Consider the following 13,972-nt stretch of genomic DNA (forward strand, 5'->3'; position numbering starts at 1 on the left):
ATGTGAGAGTAGGTCATCGTCAGGCACTTATACCGAACCGCCCCTGTAGCCTTGCTGCAGGGGCGGTTCTCTTTGTGGCGAGAAAAAGTTGTGCTCAAAAAAATTAGCGCGGGAAAGTCCACGGATGGCCACCTCATGGGAGGCCTGCACCAAGGGCAGTCATGAAAAGCTCGTCAGACACTTGTCCCGCACCGCCTCTGTCGCCTTGCTGCAGGGGCGGTGCTGTCTGTGGCAGTGCATAGGGGGTGCAAGGCGCCCTGCTGAGGAAGGGAAGCGTACAGGGATCCGCCTGTGGAAAACTGGAGTCTGAGAGTGGCACCTGAATTATCCACAAGGGCTTGTCGAGCATGAGGTGTTTCCTGGGGTAGGCAAGCCTTGCTGAAACCTTGGGTACAGCCGGCTGATGGCGAGGGCTGATCAGACGTCGCGGGTTCTGCACCTCAGGGTTGCTCATGTTTTTTACGATCAGGCTGAACTAAAGCTCAATCGGCGACTCTGAGTATGTGAGTTTCGACGTTCCCTTGCTTAGAAACTTGTCTGTGCTATCCCATCAGCAGACTTTTTGCGATCTGGCGCTCCTGCCTTGCAGTCGAGCAGCCTATCCGCCGGTCACTTCCCCAGTGGCCGGTTTTTTTATGCCTGTCATTCTGACGGTGCCTTTGTGGCCTTCGGCGAACTGTTGCGAAGCCTTTGGTGACCCTCCGCAGCGAGACACAAAAAAGCGGCCGGATGAGTGTTCATCCGGCCGCTTTGGCATCTGATGTGGCCCTCACAGAGTGAAGGTCACGTCAGTGAGAGGAGCGTCTTAGCTGTTCTGCTCGATGCCCTGGATGTGCCAATCGGCGCCATCACGCAGTTCACGGACCAGGTGCCAGGTCTCGTTGAACTCGTTCTGCTCGCCATTTTCATCCAGCACGCCGTGGAACAGGACCGTCGCTTCCGCCTGCTTGCCAATCTCCTGCACGCTGCCCAGTTCAGCAAACAGACGCACGATCTCGGTACGGTTGTTGGCCGGTTGCTGAGCGCGCTCTTCACGCAGCAGATTGTAGAGCTCTGGCGTGACGTACTCCTGAATGCGCGGCAGGTCATTGTTGTCCCAGGCGCGCTGCAGCGTCATGAAGTGTTCCTTGGCACCGCCGAGGAACTGCTCCTTGTCGAACCAAGCCGGTTCGCTGGTCGGGGCACCGCCTGTCAGGCCTGCCCCGATACCACCGGCCGGAGCCAGCGACTCGCCTTGCGGCTGATGCGCTTCACGCGCCTGCACATTGCGCGGCTGGTCATCGTGGCGTGTAGAGGAACCACCACCACTACCTGCCGGCCCGCCGCTCGCCATGGCGGCCTTCTTGCGCGCGCTGAGGAACTTGAAGGCGATGAAGGCGATCACCGCGATGATCAGGAAGTCTGTCATGCGCAGACCATCGAAGGCGCCGCCGAAGAACAGCGATGCCAGCAGGCCGCCTGCCAGCAGGCCTGCCAGAGGTCCGGCAAACTTGGACAGGCCGCTGGAGGGCTTGGACTTCGCTGCGGTGCTGCTGTTGGTGGCCTTGTTGCTGCCAAACAGTGAGCTGGAGGATTTTCCGCTGTCAGCGGATCGTGAGTAGCTACCGAAACTCTTGCCGCCGCCGAGGCGCTTGGCCTCTGCGTGTTCGACGCTCAGACCGAAGCCGAGCAAGCCGACCATCAGCATGATGAACAGATGGCGCATGTGGGATCTCCTTGGATGCGCTAGCGTGTAAGTGGAAGCTCCATTCTAGCCTTAGAATCGTCGTGGGAGGACCAATGGACGACGAAAAGTCTCAACACCTGATGGCGAGGCGATCATTGTTGTTGCTGATCGATTTCCAGGCTCGCCTGATGCCGGTTCTGAGTGGCGGAACCGAGGCCATCAACAGTGCCATCTGGCTGGGCGGAATCGCCCAGGCGCTGGAAATTCCCGTCTGGCTGACCGAGCACTGCCCCGACAAGTTGGGCGCAAGTGCTCCGATGACGCAACTACTGAGCGAGCGCACCCGCTGCTTTACCAAGCGCAGTTTCAGCGCGCTGGATGCGCAGGACTTTCGCAAGGCATTGGAGCAGAGTGGCTGTGACCAGTTGGTGGTGTGTGGTGCCGAGGCGCACGTCTGTGTGATGCAGACCGTGCTGTCCCTGTGTGGCGCAGGCTATCGAGTGGCGCTGGTCGCCGATGGGGTCGCCAGCCGCCGCCCGCGGGAGGCGGCGCTGGGAGTGGCCCGCTGCGAGGCCGCGGGCGCCAGTATCGTCAGTGCCGAGATGGTGGCGTATGAATGGCTTGGGTGTGCAGATCACGTCCTGTTCGGCGATATTCATCGCCGTTACCTCAAACCGCGCGCCGCAGAACACCTGACTTTCCCGGGGCTGGGCGGATGAGGCGTTAAGTGACCCGCCGGTCACGTATCAGGCGCGTGCCGCGTCGGCCTCACTGCGCGTGAAGACCAGCGTATCGCCCTCAGAGGCGGCATTGGAGAAGCGATAACCGGCCACGTCGAAGTCCTTGAGGTCCTCGGCTGTCTCGATGTCGTGCTTGAGCATCCAGGCGTTCATCAGGCCGCGTGCACGCTTGGCGTAGAAGCTGATGATCTTGGACTGGCCATTCTTCTCGTCCTTGAACACCGGCGTCACGATACGGTGGCGGAACGCCTTGGCATCGATGGCCTTGAAGTATTCATTGGAGGCCAGGTTGACCAGTATCGGCGTGCCGCTGTCTTCCACCGCCTGCTCCAGTGCCGGAGTCAGCGTCTTGCGCCAGTAGGCGTAGAGGTCCTTGCCGGCCGGGTTGCTCAGACGCGTGCCCATCTCGAGACGGTACGGCTGGATGAGGTCCAGCGGGCGCAGTAGCCCATAGAGGCCGGAGAGAATGCGCAGCTTGTGTTGTGCGCGTTCAAAATCTTCCTCGCTGAACGAATCCGCCGCCATGCCCTGATAGACGTCGCCCTGGAAGGCCAGCACCGCCTGTTTGGCGTTATCCGGCGTGAAGGGCGGCTGCCATTCCTGGAAGCGAGCGGCATTGAGGCCGGCCAGCTTGTCGGAGAGCTTCATCAGGCTGGCGATGTCCTGCGGCGACTGTTCGCGCAGGATGTCGATCAGCGGTTGAGCCTGCTCGAGAAAATCGGGTTGGCTATGACGGGAGGTCACGGGGGCGCTGTCGAAATCCAGCGATTTGGCGGGCGAAATCACACTCAGCATGTAGACCTCCTGGCAGGGAAAGGTCTCAGTATATCAGGCAGACAAGATGGCCCCGAGTCCGCCAGGACTATCGGGGCCATAGATTGCACTGCGTGACGCCAGAGGCATCAATAGCGGCGGATCAGGAAGACCCCCGCGAACAGCAGCAACACGCCTGCCACGCGCCCCAGCGAAAGATCATGCTGCGGGAAGGTCGCCCAGCCGAAGTGGTCCAGCACTACCGAGGCCGTCAGCTGCCCCGCCAGGAAGGTGGCCATCATGGTGGCAGCACCCAGCTTGGGCACCAGTATCACGCTGGCCGCGACGAAGAAGGCGCCCAGCAGACCGCCGGTCCAGCTCCACCAGGGGGCTGCCTTGAGGGCGCCGACGCCCGGCATGGGCAGGCGCATGGCCAGCACGATGACGACCAGCGCGATCGAGCCGACCACGAAGCTGACCATGGCAGCCATGAGCGAACTGTGGGTCTGCAGGGCCAGCGTGGAATTGACGCCAGCTTGAATCGGCATCATGGCACCGGCGGCGACAGCCATGAGGATCATGCTCAATTCAGCGGGATTCATGAGGGGTCCTTGGTCACGAGCAGGCCGGTCATGATGACCGGCCTGTCGGGGTTGTGTATCCGCTACGGGTCAGAGGCGATTCAGGGGCACGGGTTGGGCGCGGTGTTGTGGATCATCTCGATCTCGGCCAGCACTTCCTCGCTCAGCTCCACCTCGAGGCTTTTGATGTTGCTTTCCAGCTGGGTCATCGTCGTGGCACCGATGATGTTGCTGGTCAGGAACGGGCGAGTGTTGACGAAGGCGAGAGCCATCTGGGCCGGGTTCAGGCCGTGACGACGCGCGATATCCACGTAGCAGGCGATGACGTGCTGAGCCGGCTCGGCGTTGTAGCGCTGGAAACGCTCGAACAGCGTCAGGCGAGCGCCTTCCGGACGGGCGCCGTCCAGATACTTGCCGGACAGGGTGCCGAAGGCCAGCGGCGAGTAGGCCAGCAGGCCGACATCTTCGCGGTGCGCGAACTCGGCCAGACCCACTTCGAAGCTGCGGTTGACCAGGTTGTACGGGTTCTGGACGCTGGCCACGCGCGGCAGGTTCAGGCGCTCGGCCAGATTCAGGCACTGCATCACGCCCCACGGCGTCTCGTTGGACAGGCCGACGGCGCGAATCTTGCCGGCGGTGACCAGCTCGCCGAGTGCCGACAGGCTTTCTTCCAGCGGCGTCATGTCTTCGTCTTCGGTCGGCTGGTAGCCCAGCTTGCCGAAGAAGTTGGTCTTGCGGTCCGGCCAATGCAGCTGATAGAGGTCGATGTAATCGGTGCCCAGGCGACGCAGGTTGTCGTCACAGGCGGCGATGATCTGCTCTCGCGTCAGGCGTGAACCACCGCGCAGGTAATCCATGCCCGGGCCGGTGACCTTGGTGGCGATCTTGACTTGATCACGATTGCCGCGTGCCGCCAGCCAGCTGCCGATGTATTCCTCGGTACGGCCCTGGGTCTCGCCATTCGGGGGCACCGGATACATCTCGGCGGTATCGATGAAGTCGATGCCAGCGTCGAGCGCACGGTCCAGCTGCTGGTGGGCATCGGCTTCGCTGTTCTGCTCGCCGAAGGTCATGGTGCCAAGGCATAGCAGACTGACGTCGATGCCAGTACGGCCAAGAGCTCTACGTTGCATGCAGGATTCCCCTATCGGGTAGGTGTCAATGTAGCGGGCAGGACGAGTGCTTCCAGCACGCGCGTGGCGCGCGGTTCGCGCGCGTACTTTACCCCAAGGATGGCGCACATATTAGCAGCGTAACAAAAACCCACAAGGCGGGCTTGAGTCCCCCCGATTGCGCGAGTATGCTTGGCGCCCCGCTGTCAGGGGAGCAGTCTTTCTAGGCCGCCCGCAAGGGCAAACTGACAGTGTTGGCAAGGAGAATAGCGTCGCGGGCTCAGGATCGGGCCAGGACACGGCGTCACCCCTCTTATTCTGTATCAAGGTTACTCGTCATGCCGCAGGCCCCAACCCTGATGACTGGACTGAAATACCGCCTGGCGGAGCGTCTGTTCCACGCCTCCTGGCTGTCCGGCTCTCAGCAGAAGCATCGTCTGACCATGCGTCTGTTCAATCACTGCGCCAATGCCGGTCACACCGGTGCGTTGTCATTGTACGGGCACATGCTGTTCCAGCGCGGCAACTCCGCTCAGGAAAAGGCCAAGGGCGCGCGTTTCGTCATCAAGGCCGCGCAGGCCGGCGACGTGCATGCCCAGTATCAGGCGGCGCGTATCTATGAGTATGGCTGTGCCCAGTATCAGAGCGATCCGGCCAAGGCCGTGACCTGGTACGCACGTGCCGCCGAGTGCCGCCATGCTCTCGCGGCCCAGCGCCTGGCGCGTGCCTATCGTGAAGGCTCCCTCGGTCTGGCGGTCTGCCCGCACAAGGCCGAGCAGTGGGAAGCCCACGCCCGCACGGGTAGTGAGGCAGACCTGCACTGAGCTGATGTACTGCTCTCGCTGCCACTGACAACGCCCTCTTCGTGAGGGCGTTGTCGTCTCTGGCCTTCTCATGTGCGTCTCCTGAACGTGATGCCAGCGTGATGGAGCAGATCGACCTGATGCCTGCGTTGACAGCGTCGCGCTCAGGACTCGCCAAGCAGGGGGCAATTCCCGTAACCTGAGGACATTCAACCTCTTCTCGCCCGGGCCCTGTCTGCCTGAGATACCTTGGGAGATTCGTGTGACGCTGCCTATTCTGCTCGATATTGAAGCCTCCGGCTTTGGCCGTGGTAGCTATCCGATCGAGATCGGGCTGGCGCGTGCCGACGGCAGCAGTTGCGCCTTCCTGATACAGCCTCTTGATGAGTGGGTGCATTGGGACCCGAAGGCGGAGCTGTTGCACGGCATCTCACGGGCGCGGCTGGCACGCGAAGGGCGGCCAGTGCGTGAGGTGGCGCAGTGGGTCAATGATGAGCTGGGTGAGGCGGGAATCGCCTATAGCGACAGCTGGGGCTACGACAATACCTGGCTCTCGCTGCTGTTCTATCATGCCGGCATGCTGCCGCGCTTTCGTCTCGAGGCGCTCAGACGGCTGCTCGATGAGGAGCAGCTGAATTGCTGGGCGGAGCTCAAGGAAGCGGTGATCGCCGAGGGGGGCATCCAGCGCCATCGCGCCGGAGACGACGCCCGTCTGCTGCAACTCACCTGGCAGAAAGCCCAGTCGATCGGGCGCAGCGAATAAGCCTGCGCGAGGCGCCTCGGGGTCTACGCCTGGCGGCATGAGCGACACTGCTGTCAGGCCGGGTGTTGTCAGGTCAGATGTTGTCAGGTCAGATGTTGTCAGGCGGAGCAGCGAGCACGAGATAGCGTCAATAAAGCCAAAAAAGCGGCAGCCCACTGGGCTGCCGCTTTTTTCATGCTGATGTCATCAGCGTCATGACGAGGCTCAGGCGCCCGTCACCGCCAGCAACACCTTGCCGGTGCTGGCGTTGTCCTGCACATAGGCATGCGCGGCATCGGCTTCCTGGATCGGCCAGCTCTTGTCGATATGCGGGCGCAGCTCACCCCGTGCCAGGCGTGGCCACACATGCACGTAGAGCGCATCCAGCACCATGCCCTTGCCATCGGGGGAGCGCGAGCGCAGGGTCGAGCCGATCAGGCGCTGACGCTTCATCAGCATGCGACCCAGATCCAGCTCATCCATGCGCCCGCCCATCAGACCGATCAATACCATGCGGCCATCCTGTTTCAGCACCTGCTGATTGTCGGCCAGATAGCCGCCGCCCACCGGGTCGAGAATCATGTCGGCGCCGCCCCAGTCGTTCACGGCCTCGACGAAGCTGCCATCGTGGCGATTCCAGCCGGCATCCGCGCCGAGGCGCAGGCAGGTCTCCAGCTTTTCCTGGCTGCCGACGGTCACGAAGCACGGATGCCCGAACAGCCCGCACAGCTGGATGGCGGTGGTGCCGATGCCGCTGGCACCGGCGTGCAGCAGTACGCGCTCCTTGTGCTTGAGATTGCCCTCGATGAACAGGTTCAGCCAGGCGGTGGCGAACATCTCCGGCAGCGCGGCGGCGTCTCGCAGGCTATAGCCCTCCGGCACCGGTAACACCTGCAGGGCGTTGACGACCACTTCCTCGGCATAGCCGCCACCGGACAGCAGCGCGCAGACCGGATCACCGACCTTGAAGCGCTCGACGTGGCGGCCAACTTCACGGATGGTGCCGCTGACCTCAAGTCCCAGGATCTGACTGGCACCTTCAGGTGGCGGATATTGGCCGGCGCGTTGCATCAGGTCTGCGCGGTTGACGCCGGCCCAGGCCACCTCGATACGCACCTCATCCGAGGCGATCCCGTGCGGGGCCTCGGTTTCCTGCCAGACCAGTGATTCATTCTCGACGGCTATCGCAAACATTCGCTCTCTCCTTGGCGTGGCAGTCGCGCTGCCTGTTCGTACGCGGATGATCTCTGTGCCGGGGCGCATCGGCCGCGGATCACGTGGGCGACTGTCATCTCACTGTACGGGGACTGTGACGCATCTGTCATGAAGTGGCGCGAACCTGACGTGATATCAAGCCCCATGATCCAGACATCGCGTTCCGCACTCCGTGCGGCCAAGGAGAGAGCATGATCGATACTGCCCGCGTCATCGCTGCCAAGTATCCTGCCTTTGCCAAACGTCACCCGCTGATCCGGCGGCCAGCTCTGGCCATGCTGCGGCGCCTGGTGCATGAGGGCGAGATCAATGCCTTCCTCGGCGAGAACTCGGACCAGCGTGGCTTCGACTTCATTGACCGCGTGCTCGATCACTTCTCCTTTGGGTACTCGGTGTCCTCGCGGGAGCGCGAGAACATTCCGGCCTACGGGCGTGTCGTCATCGTCGCCAACCATCCACTGGGGTCACTGGATGGCCTCGCACTGCTCAAGCTGGTCGGCGAAGTGCGCCGCGACGTCAAGATCGTCGCCAACGACATCCTGATGAAGGTCGAGCCGCTGGCACCCTTGCTGCTGCCGTTGGACAACCTCAGTCGCCGTGGCTATCGCAAGAGCAGTGGTCAGATCTGCGATGCGCTGATGAATGAAGAGGCCGTGATCATCTTCCCGGCCGGCGAGGTCTCGCGTGCAGGCCCGACCGGGCCACGCGATGGCAAGTGGCTGTCGGGGTTCCTGCATTTCGCGCGCAAGACCAACGCGCCGGTGCTGCCTATCCACGTCAGCGGGCGCAACTCGACGCTCTTCTATGCGCTGTCGTCGATCAACCGCAGCTTCGGCACGCCCCTGCTGGCCCATGAGATGTTTCGCCAGCGCGAGCGGCAGCTCAAGCTGCGCATCGGCGAGCTGATTCCGTTGGAGCGCCTCGACAGTGATGCCCTCAATACCAACGCCAAGACGCGCCTGCTGCGCAAGCACCTGTATCGCATCGGGCGCGGCAAGCGTGGCCTGTTCGTGACCGAGAAGGCCATCGGCCATCCGGAGGAACGCCAGGCGCTGCGTGAGGAACTGACGCCCTGTGAACTGCTGGGCGAGACCCGCGACGGCAAGAAGATCTACCTGTTCGATGCCTTCCCCGGCTCCAGCGTGATGCGCGAGATCGGGCGACTGCGCGAGATCAGTTTCCGGCGGGTCGGCGAGGGCACCGGCGAGCGGCGTGATATCGATCGCTATGACGCCCACTACCGGCATCTGGTGCTGTGGGATGACGCCGATCTCGAGATCGCCGGTGCCTATCGCATCGGAGAGGTACGCAAGATCATGGCGGCACATGGCGAGAAGGGGCTCTACAGCCCGACCCTGTTCCGCTTCACGCCGGAGATGTTCGAGCGCATGCAGGACGGCCTGGAGCTGGGGCGCAGCTTCGTGCAGCCGCGCTACTGGGGGCGGCGCAGCCTCGATTACCTGTGGCAGGGGCTGGGCGCCTATCTGCGCTGTCATCCCGAGATTCGCTGGCTGTTCGGCCCGGTCACGCTCTCCAACAGCTATCCGGAGGCCGCCAGGGCACTGATCGTCAGCTACTACCGTCACTATTACGGGGATGATGAGGGGCTGGCGCGTGCGCGGGCACCGGTCGCCCAGAGCGTGCCGGGCAGCGCCGCCCATGAAGCGGAGCGGCTGTTCGATGGTCAGGACGCCGATGGCGATTTCCGCCGCCTGCGTGCCCAGCTGGATGCGATGGGTGTGACGGTGCCGACGCTCTACAAACAGTACGCCGAGGTCACCGAGCCCGGTGGCACCCGTTTCCTCGATTTCAGTGTCGACGCCGATTTCGGTTACTGCATCGACGGCCTGGTGATGGTCGATGTCGAGCAGGTTACCGCCAGCAAGCGGGCGCGTTATATCGGCAAACCCGCTCAGCAGCAGGCCGCCTCGGACGACGCCGTTGAGGTTGTTGGCGAGACGGTGCTGAGCTGAGGCGACGATTTGTTAAGACTGTGCGCTGCTGAAAGAGCGCACTGCTGAAAGAGCATGCTGAGCTGAGACGGCCGCTCGCAGAGTCACTCCCCATGGCGCTGGCATATGCGCTTGATGGGGAGTGACGCGACAGGCAGTCAGGTCTCAGGCCTTACGTCTCAAGCCTTACGTCTCGGGCGCCAGTCGCTTCAGCAGGGGCGCGATCTCGCGCTCGCTGATCAGGCGCGCGCGAGTGTCCGCATCGAGGAAGCCCGCCTCGACGGTGCGGTCCAGAAACTCGAGCAGGGGCGCGAAGAAGCCGTCACTGTCGAGGACGGCGATCGGCTTGGCGTGAAAGCGCAGGTACTGCCAGGTCCAGGTCTCGAACAATTCCTCCAGGGTGCCAATCCCGCCGGGCAGGGTCACGAAGGCATCCGCCAGTGCGGCCATCTGCGCCTTGCGCTCATGCATGTCCGCCACCTCGATCAAGCGCGTCAGGCCGGTATGCGCCTTCTCGTTGCGTACCAGTGCCTGGGGGATCACGCCGATCACCTCACCGCCCGCTGCCAGCGCGGCATCTGCCAACGCCCCCATCAGGCCGGCGCGCGCGCCTCCGTAGACCAGTCCCCAGCCGCGCTCGGCGATGGCCGTGCCCAGGGCATCGGCCAGTTGGCGGTGCTGTGGGGAGACGCCCTCGCGGGAGCCCAGATAGACACAGATGCGATGCATGTTGCTCTCCTGAATGTTTCTCGGCGGCGCTCACTGCTGGCTGCCGTGCCTTGATGTCATGTCCTTCCTATCCTACGCGAGTTGTGCGGCGACGCTATGACGCCGGTGAGGAACTCGGCATTGCCCCGTGGCCAACGCGGGTACGTGCTGACTTTCGGCGTTGTCGCCTGCATTCGCGGGCCTGCTCTGCTACCCTTGCCGCCCCCGCAGGCGACGGCTGGCGGGCGCTGGCGCCCCGTGAGCTTGCATCGGGATGCCCCCCAACTCATCGCGACGCCGCCTTCGGCGAGCGTGGACTCATCGCGACGTCGTCTTCGACGGACGCGGAACAACAAGGCAGGAGAGGCAGATGGCGCAGGTGCGCGGACGCTTTGCCAGTCGGCTGGGCTTCTTGATGGCCGCCGCTGGTTCGGCAGTAGGACTTGGCAACGTATGGGGCTTCCCGTCCCAGACGGCCAACAACGGAGGCGGGGCCTTCGTGGTGATGTATCTGGTGCTGGCCTTCCTGCTGGCATGGCCGGCCTTGATGGCCGAGCTTGTCATCGGCCGCCATGGTCAGGCCAACATCGTCACCAGCATGAGTCTCGGTCGAGGCATCACCAAGCGCTTCGGCGCGCTGGCGGGCTGGGCGGGCATGCTGACCGCCAGCCTGATCCTGGCCTTCTATGCCATCGTCGCGGGCTGGCTGCTGGGCTATACCGCCGCACCGGTCAGCGAGGCGCTGGGCATGAGCTCCGCCGCCAGCTGGCTGACCACCTTCGACTTCACGCGCAATGTCTCGCTGACGGCGGTCTTCCTCGCCTTGACGATGGCGATCGTGGTCGGCGGTGTGCGCGGCGGGATCGAGAAGTGGTCCACGCGTCTGATGCCGCTGTTGCTGATGCTGCTGGTCGGGCTGATCGGCTACGTGCTGACCCTGCCGGGCGCCGATGAAGGCCTGAGTGTCTATCTGACGCCGCAGTGGGACCGTATCTTCGATGCCGACCTGATGCTGAGCGCGATGGGCCAGGCGTTCTTCTCGCTGTCTCTCGGCGTGGGCGCGATGCTGATCTACGGCTCCTATCTGGGGCCGGAGCAGAACCTGCCGCGTCTGGGCGTACTGGTGACGCTGATCGATGTCGGCATCGCCTTCCTCGCCGGCCTGCTGGTGATTCCGGCCATGTATGCCGCGCGTCATCTGGGCGTCGAGATCTTCGATGCCGATGGCCTGCTCAAGAGCTCGGACACCCTGCTATTCGACACGCTGCCGGCGCTGTTCGGTCAGATGGGCGGCGCAGGTGACGTCTTGATGGTGGCGTTCTTCGCGCTGATGAGCGTGGCGGGCATCACCTCTTCCATCTCGATGCTGGAAGTGCCGGTGTCCTTCGTGGTCGAGCGTGGCTGGCTGGGTCGGCGTGCCGCCACCCTGGCCGTCGGTGCCGCCATCATGGCCATCAGCCTGACCATCGCCGCCAACTTCGGGGCACTGTTCGGCCTGGTGATCATGTTGACCACCCAGTACAGCCAACCGCTGGTCGCGCTGGTGATGTGCCTGCTGGTCGGCTGGGCGATGTCGCGCCATGCGCTGCTCAAGGAGATCCAGAGCGGGGCGCCGGACATCGAGTCCAGCCTGTTCTGGAAGATCTGGCCGTGGTACGTGCGCCTGATCTGCCCGCTGTGCATCGCGCTGGTCTTCGCGCACTCGCTGTAGGCCTGACGCTCGTCACGACGCAAGAAGCCCGCCAATTGGCGGGCTTCTTCGTCTTCTGCCTTCAAGCCGACGGCATCGGCTCGATCGTCGTCGCCAGAGCTCAGGGCAGCTCGGACAGCACGTCGTAATGGGCATCGACCCAGTGACCGATGGCGTTGCCCTCGGCGTAGGCGAGATGCTGGGCGTACTGGGTGTGCAGGCAGCGTACCTGATTCCAGTCACGGATACCGCCGACGCCACGTTCACGCATCAGGTCGGCGAAGCCCTGGGACTCGATGGCGCTGCGCTCGGCCTCGCTCATGAAGCTCCAGCGTTCGGCGACATAGGCCTCATGGCTGGCACGGTAGCGCGCCAGCAGTTCCTCGTCGGTCTTGAGGCGTTCTTCCAGCCCCTTGATGACGCCTTCGGCCTCGATGCGTGACAGCGAGATCTTGAGGCGTTCATCGCACAGCCAGTAGAGGGTCGGGAAGGGCTTGCCGTCCACCAGCGAATGCATGCGCAGCACCAGCGGAGTGCCCTCGCCATCGGTGGCGGCCACGGCCTGGATGCCGCGCGGCTTGCGCCCGAGCTGGCGCTCGATGATCTCGAGCTCCCGCGCGTTGGGACTATGATTGGTCAGGATCACCATGCTTGCGGTCAGGCTCCAGCACACACTTGTTGGACCGGGATACGGCCCGGAAGAAAGCCTGGTTGAGCTGCTGGGGGCTCGGCACATAGCCATGCCACTCACGCTCGCAGTAGTCACTGCCGCGCGCCATCAGCTCCGGGGCCAGACGATTGAACCAGCCATCATAATCGTAGGGGTCAAGGCCCGGCAAGCTGATGTGCGGGTAGTCGGCGAAGCGCTCACTGAACCAGTGCTCCAGCGCCGCCTCGACCTGCGCATGCAGCTCGGTCATGTCCGGGTAGATCCACTTGCTGTAGCGAATGCCCATCGGGCCTCCTCGCTGACGCGGTGCTGTGGCGGGTGCTTGTCATGGAGAGTCCATCATGCAGGGCCTGGCCCGTGGCCATCAGTCGTCACGGGCCAGCGGGGCGAACTGGCCATTGCCCAGCTCACACAGTAACGCGGGGGCGAGCGCTATCTCCAGTCCACGACGGCCGCCGCTGATGAAGATTTCCGCCAGTGTCGCGGCGCTGTCATCGACCCACAGTGGCAGGCGCTTCTTCTGTCCCAGCGGACTGATGCCGCCGACCACATAGCCGGTGGTACGCTCGGCGGCCTCATGCGCGGCCAGTGCCGCCTTGCGTGCCCCGCAGGCGCGTGCCAATGCCTTGAGGTCGAGCGTACCGCTGACCGGCACCACGGCGACCACCAGCGGCTGACGTGCATTGCCGCCTTCCAGCTGGCAGACGAGGGTCTTGAAGACCTGGGCGGGATCAAGCCCCAGCGTGCGGGCGGCCTCTTCCCCATAGGCGGGAGCGCGCGGGTCGTGGGCATACTCGAGTGTGCGGTGCGGCTTGCCCTTGAGCAGCTTGAGCGCGGGTGTCATGCCGGCACGCTCCCCTCGGAGGTGGCGCTGTGGGTCCCGAGTGCTCGGGCGGCCTCGCGCAGGGCCGGGACATCCAGTCCGGCGCTGTCGGTGTGCTCGTGCACATGGCTGACCAGGGTCGCGCGCAGCTCGCCCTCGATGGGCAGCGACTGCTTGGCATGATGATCGAACTGCACCAGCACGCAGTGGCCGCGTGCGCCGCAGACGCCGCTTTGCCACGCTTCCTGGGTCACGGTGAAGGAGCTTCCGCCGAGACGCGACAGCCAGGTGCGAATCTCCACCGGCTGGCCATATTGCAGCTCGGCGAGGAAGTCGACCTCGATGCGCGCCATGATCAGCGGCCACTTGCGCGGGTCGAGGTCCGGCACGAAGACGCGGAACAGGTCATTGCGCGCCCACTCGAACCAGGCCGGCAGGCGCGTGTTGTTGACGTGCCCGAGGGCATCGGTGTCGTAGAAGGCCGGTTCCAGCGTCTTGAAATACATGTCATCGCTCC

The 13,972-nt window shown here is 63.8% G+C and carries 14 protein-coding genes and 1 pseudogene; 5 read left to right on the forward strand and 10 right to left on the reverse strand.

What is annotated here, in order from left to right; translation table 11 throughout:
* Nucleotides 1-805 precede the first annotated feature (805 nt).
* Nucleotides 806-1,705 (reverse strand): Tim44-like domain-containing protein, encoded by a 900-nt coding sequence (locus QD280_RS17015; RefSeq protein ID WP_107335863.1) that lies wholly within the window; start codon nucleotides 1,703-1,705, stop codon nucleotides 806-808.
* Nucleotides 1,706-1,779: 74 nt separating this feature from the next.
* Here QD280_RS17015 and QD280_RS17020 point away from each other — a divergent pair, with 74 nt between their 5' ends.
* Complete coding sequence (locus QD280_RS17020) at nucleotides 1,780-2,385, forward strand: isochorismatase family protein (RefSeq protein WP_279840071.1); 606 nt, start codon at nucleotides 1,780-1,782, stop codon at nucleotides 2,383-2,385.
* Between the two features lie 27 nt (nucleotides 2,386-2,412).
* Here QD280_RS17020 and yaaA read toward each other — a convergent pair whose 3' ends face one another.
* The 3 genes from yaaA to QD280_RS17035 form a co-directional block, all read right to left on the reverse strand.
* Nucleotides 2,413-3,201, reverse strand: coding sequence for a peroxide stress protein YaaA (gene yaaA / locus QD280_RS17025; RefSeq protein ID WP_279840072.1), 789 nt, complete (start codon nucleotides 3,199-3,201; stop codon nucleotides 2,413-2,415).
* A gap of 107 nt (nucleotides 3,202-3,308) precedes the next feature.
* Complete coding sequence (locus tag QD280_RS17030; RefSeq protein ID WP_043336565.1) at nucleotides 3,309-3,761, reverse strand: DMT family transporter; 453 nt, start codon at nucleotides 3,759-3,761, stop codon at nucleotides 3,309-3,311.
* An 80-nt stretch (nucleotides 3,762-3,841) separates the two neighbouring features.
* On the reverse strand, nucleotides 3,842-4,873 hold the full coding sequence (locus QD280_RS17035) for an NADP(H)-dependent aldo-keto reductase (protein WP_043336563.1): 1,032 nt from the start codon (nucleotides 4,871-4,873) through the stop codon (nucleotides 3,842-3,844).
* Between the two features lie 317 nt (nucleotides 4,874-5,190).
* On the opposite strand from QD280_RS17035, the gene QD280_RS17040 reads away from it, so the two are divergent.
* Nucleotides 5,191-5,676, forward strand: coding sequence for a sel1 repeat family protein (locus tag QD280_RS17040; RefSeq protein WP_192839473.1), 486 nt, complete (start codon nucleotides 5,191-5,193; stop codon nucleotides 5,674-5,676).
* A 235-nt stretch (nucleotides 5,677-5,911) separates the two neighbouring features.
* On the forward strand, nucleotides 5,912-6,418 hold the full coding sequence (locus QD280_RS17045) for a hypothetical protein (RefSeq protein ID WP_107335865.1): 507 nt from the start codon (nucleotides 5,912-5,914) through the stop codon (nucleotides 6,416-6,418).
* 204 nt (nucleotides 6,419-6,622) lie between these two features.
* Here QD280_RS17045 and QD280_RS17050 read toward each other — a convergent pair whose 3' ends face one another.
* Complete coding sequence (locus QD280_RS17050) at nucleotides 6,623-7,591, reverse strand: NAD(P)H-quinone oxidoreductase (RefSeq protein ID WP_043336555.1); 969 nt, start codon at nucleotides 7,589-7,591, stop codon at nucleotides 6,623-6,625.
* A gap of 212 nt (nucleotides 7,592-7,803) precedes the next feature.
* On the opposite strand from QD280_RS17050, the gene QD280_RS17055 reads away from it, so the two are divergent.
* Entirely contained in the window at nucleotides 7,804-9,585 is a 1,782-nt protein-coding gene (locus tag QD280_RS17055; protein ID WP_279840073.1) for a lysophospholipid acyltransferase family protein, read from the forward strand.
* Between the two features lie 165 nt (nucleotides 9,586-9,750).
* Here the strand turns inward: QD280_RS17055 and QD280_RS17060 are convergent, their stop codons facing one another.
* Nucleotides 9,751-10,293: a TIGR00730 family Rossman fold protein gene (locus QD280_RS17060; RefSeq protein ID WP_279840074.1), complete on the reverse strand. Its 543-nt coding sequence runs from the start codon at nucleotides 10,291-10,293 to the stop codon at nucleotides 9,751-9,753.
* A 349-nt stretch (nucleotides 10,294-10,642) separates the two neighbouring features.
* On the opposite strand from QD280_RS17060, the gene QD280_RS17065 reads away from it, so the two are divergent.
* A complete protein-coding gene (locus tag QD280_RS17065) occupies nucleotides 10,643-11,983 on the forward strand; it encodes a sodium-dependent transporter (protein ID WP_192839475.1) in 1,341 nt (446 codons plus the stop codon).
* 100 nt (nucleotides 11,984-12,083) lie between these two features.
* On the opposite strand, the gene QD280_RS17070 is transcribed toward QD280_RS17065, so the two are convergent.
* The 4 genes and pseudogenes from QD280_RS17070 to QD280_RS17085 form a co-directional block, all read right to left on the reverse strand.
* Nucleotides 12,084-12,611 (reverse strand): DUF501 domain-containing protein, encoded by a 528-nt coding sequence (locus QD280_RS17070; protein ID WP_279840075.1) that lies wholly within the window; start codon nucleotides 12,609-12,611, stop codon nucleotides 12,084-12,086.
* Nucleotides 12,589-12,918 (reverse strand): hypothetical protein, encoded by a 330-nt coding sequence (locus QD280_RS17075; protein ID WP_043336543.1) that lies wholly within the window; start codon nucleotides 12,916-12,918, stop codon nucleotides 12,589-12,591. The genes QD280_RS17070 and QD280_RS17075 overlap by 23 nt, the downstream gene beginning before the upstream one ends.
* A gap of 78 nt (nucleotides 12,919-12,996) precedes the next feature.
* Entirely contained in the window at nucleotides 12,997-13,476 is a 480-nt protein-coding gene (ybaK, locus tag QD280_RS17080) for a Cys-tRNA(Pro) deacylase (RefSeq protein ID WP_279840076.1), read from the reverse strand.
* A gap of 83 nt (nucleotides 13,477-13,559) precedes the next feature.
* A pseudogene (locus QD280_RS17085) lies at nucleotides 13,560-13,961 on the reverse strand (thioesterase family protein); the annotation flags it as partial.
* Nucleotides 13,962-13,972: the final 11 nt, after the last annotated feature.

The sequence above is a fragment of the Cobetia sp. 1AS1 genome (genome assembly GCF_029846435.1).
GTDB classification, from domain to species: domain Bacteria; phylum Pseudomonadota; class Gammaproteobacteria; order Pseudomonadales; family Halomonadaceae; genus Cobetia; species Cobetia amphilecti.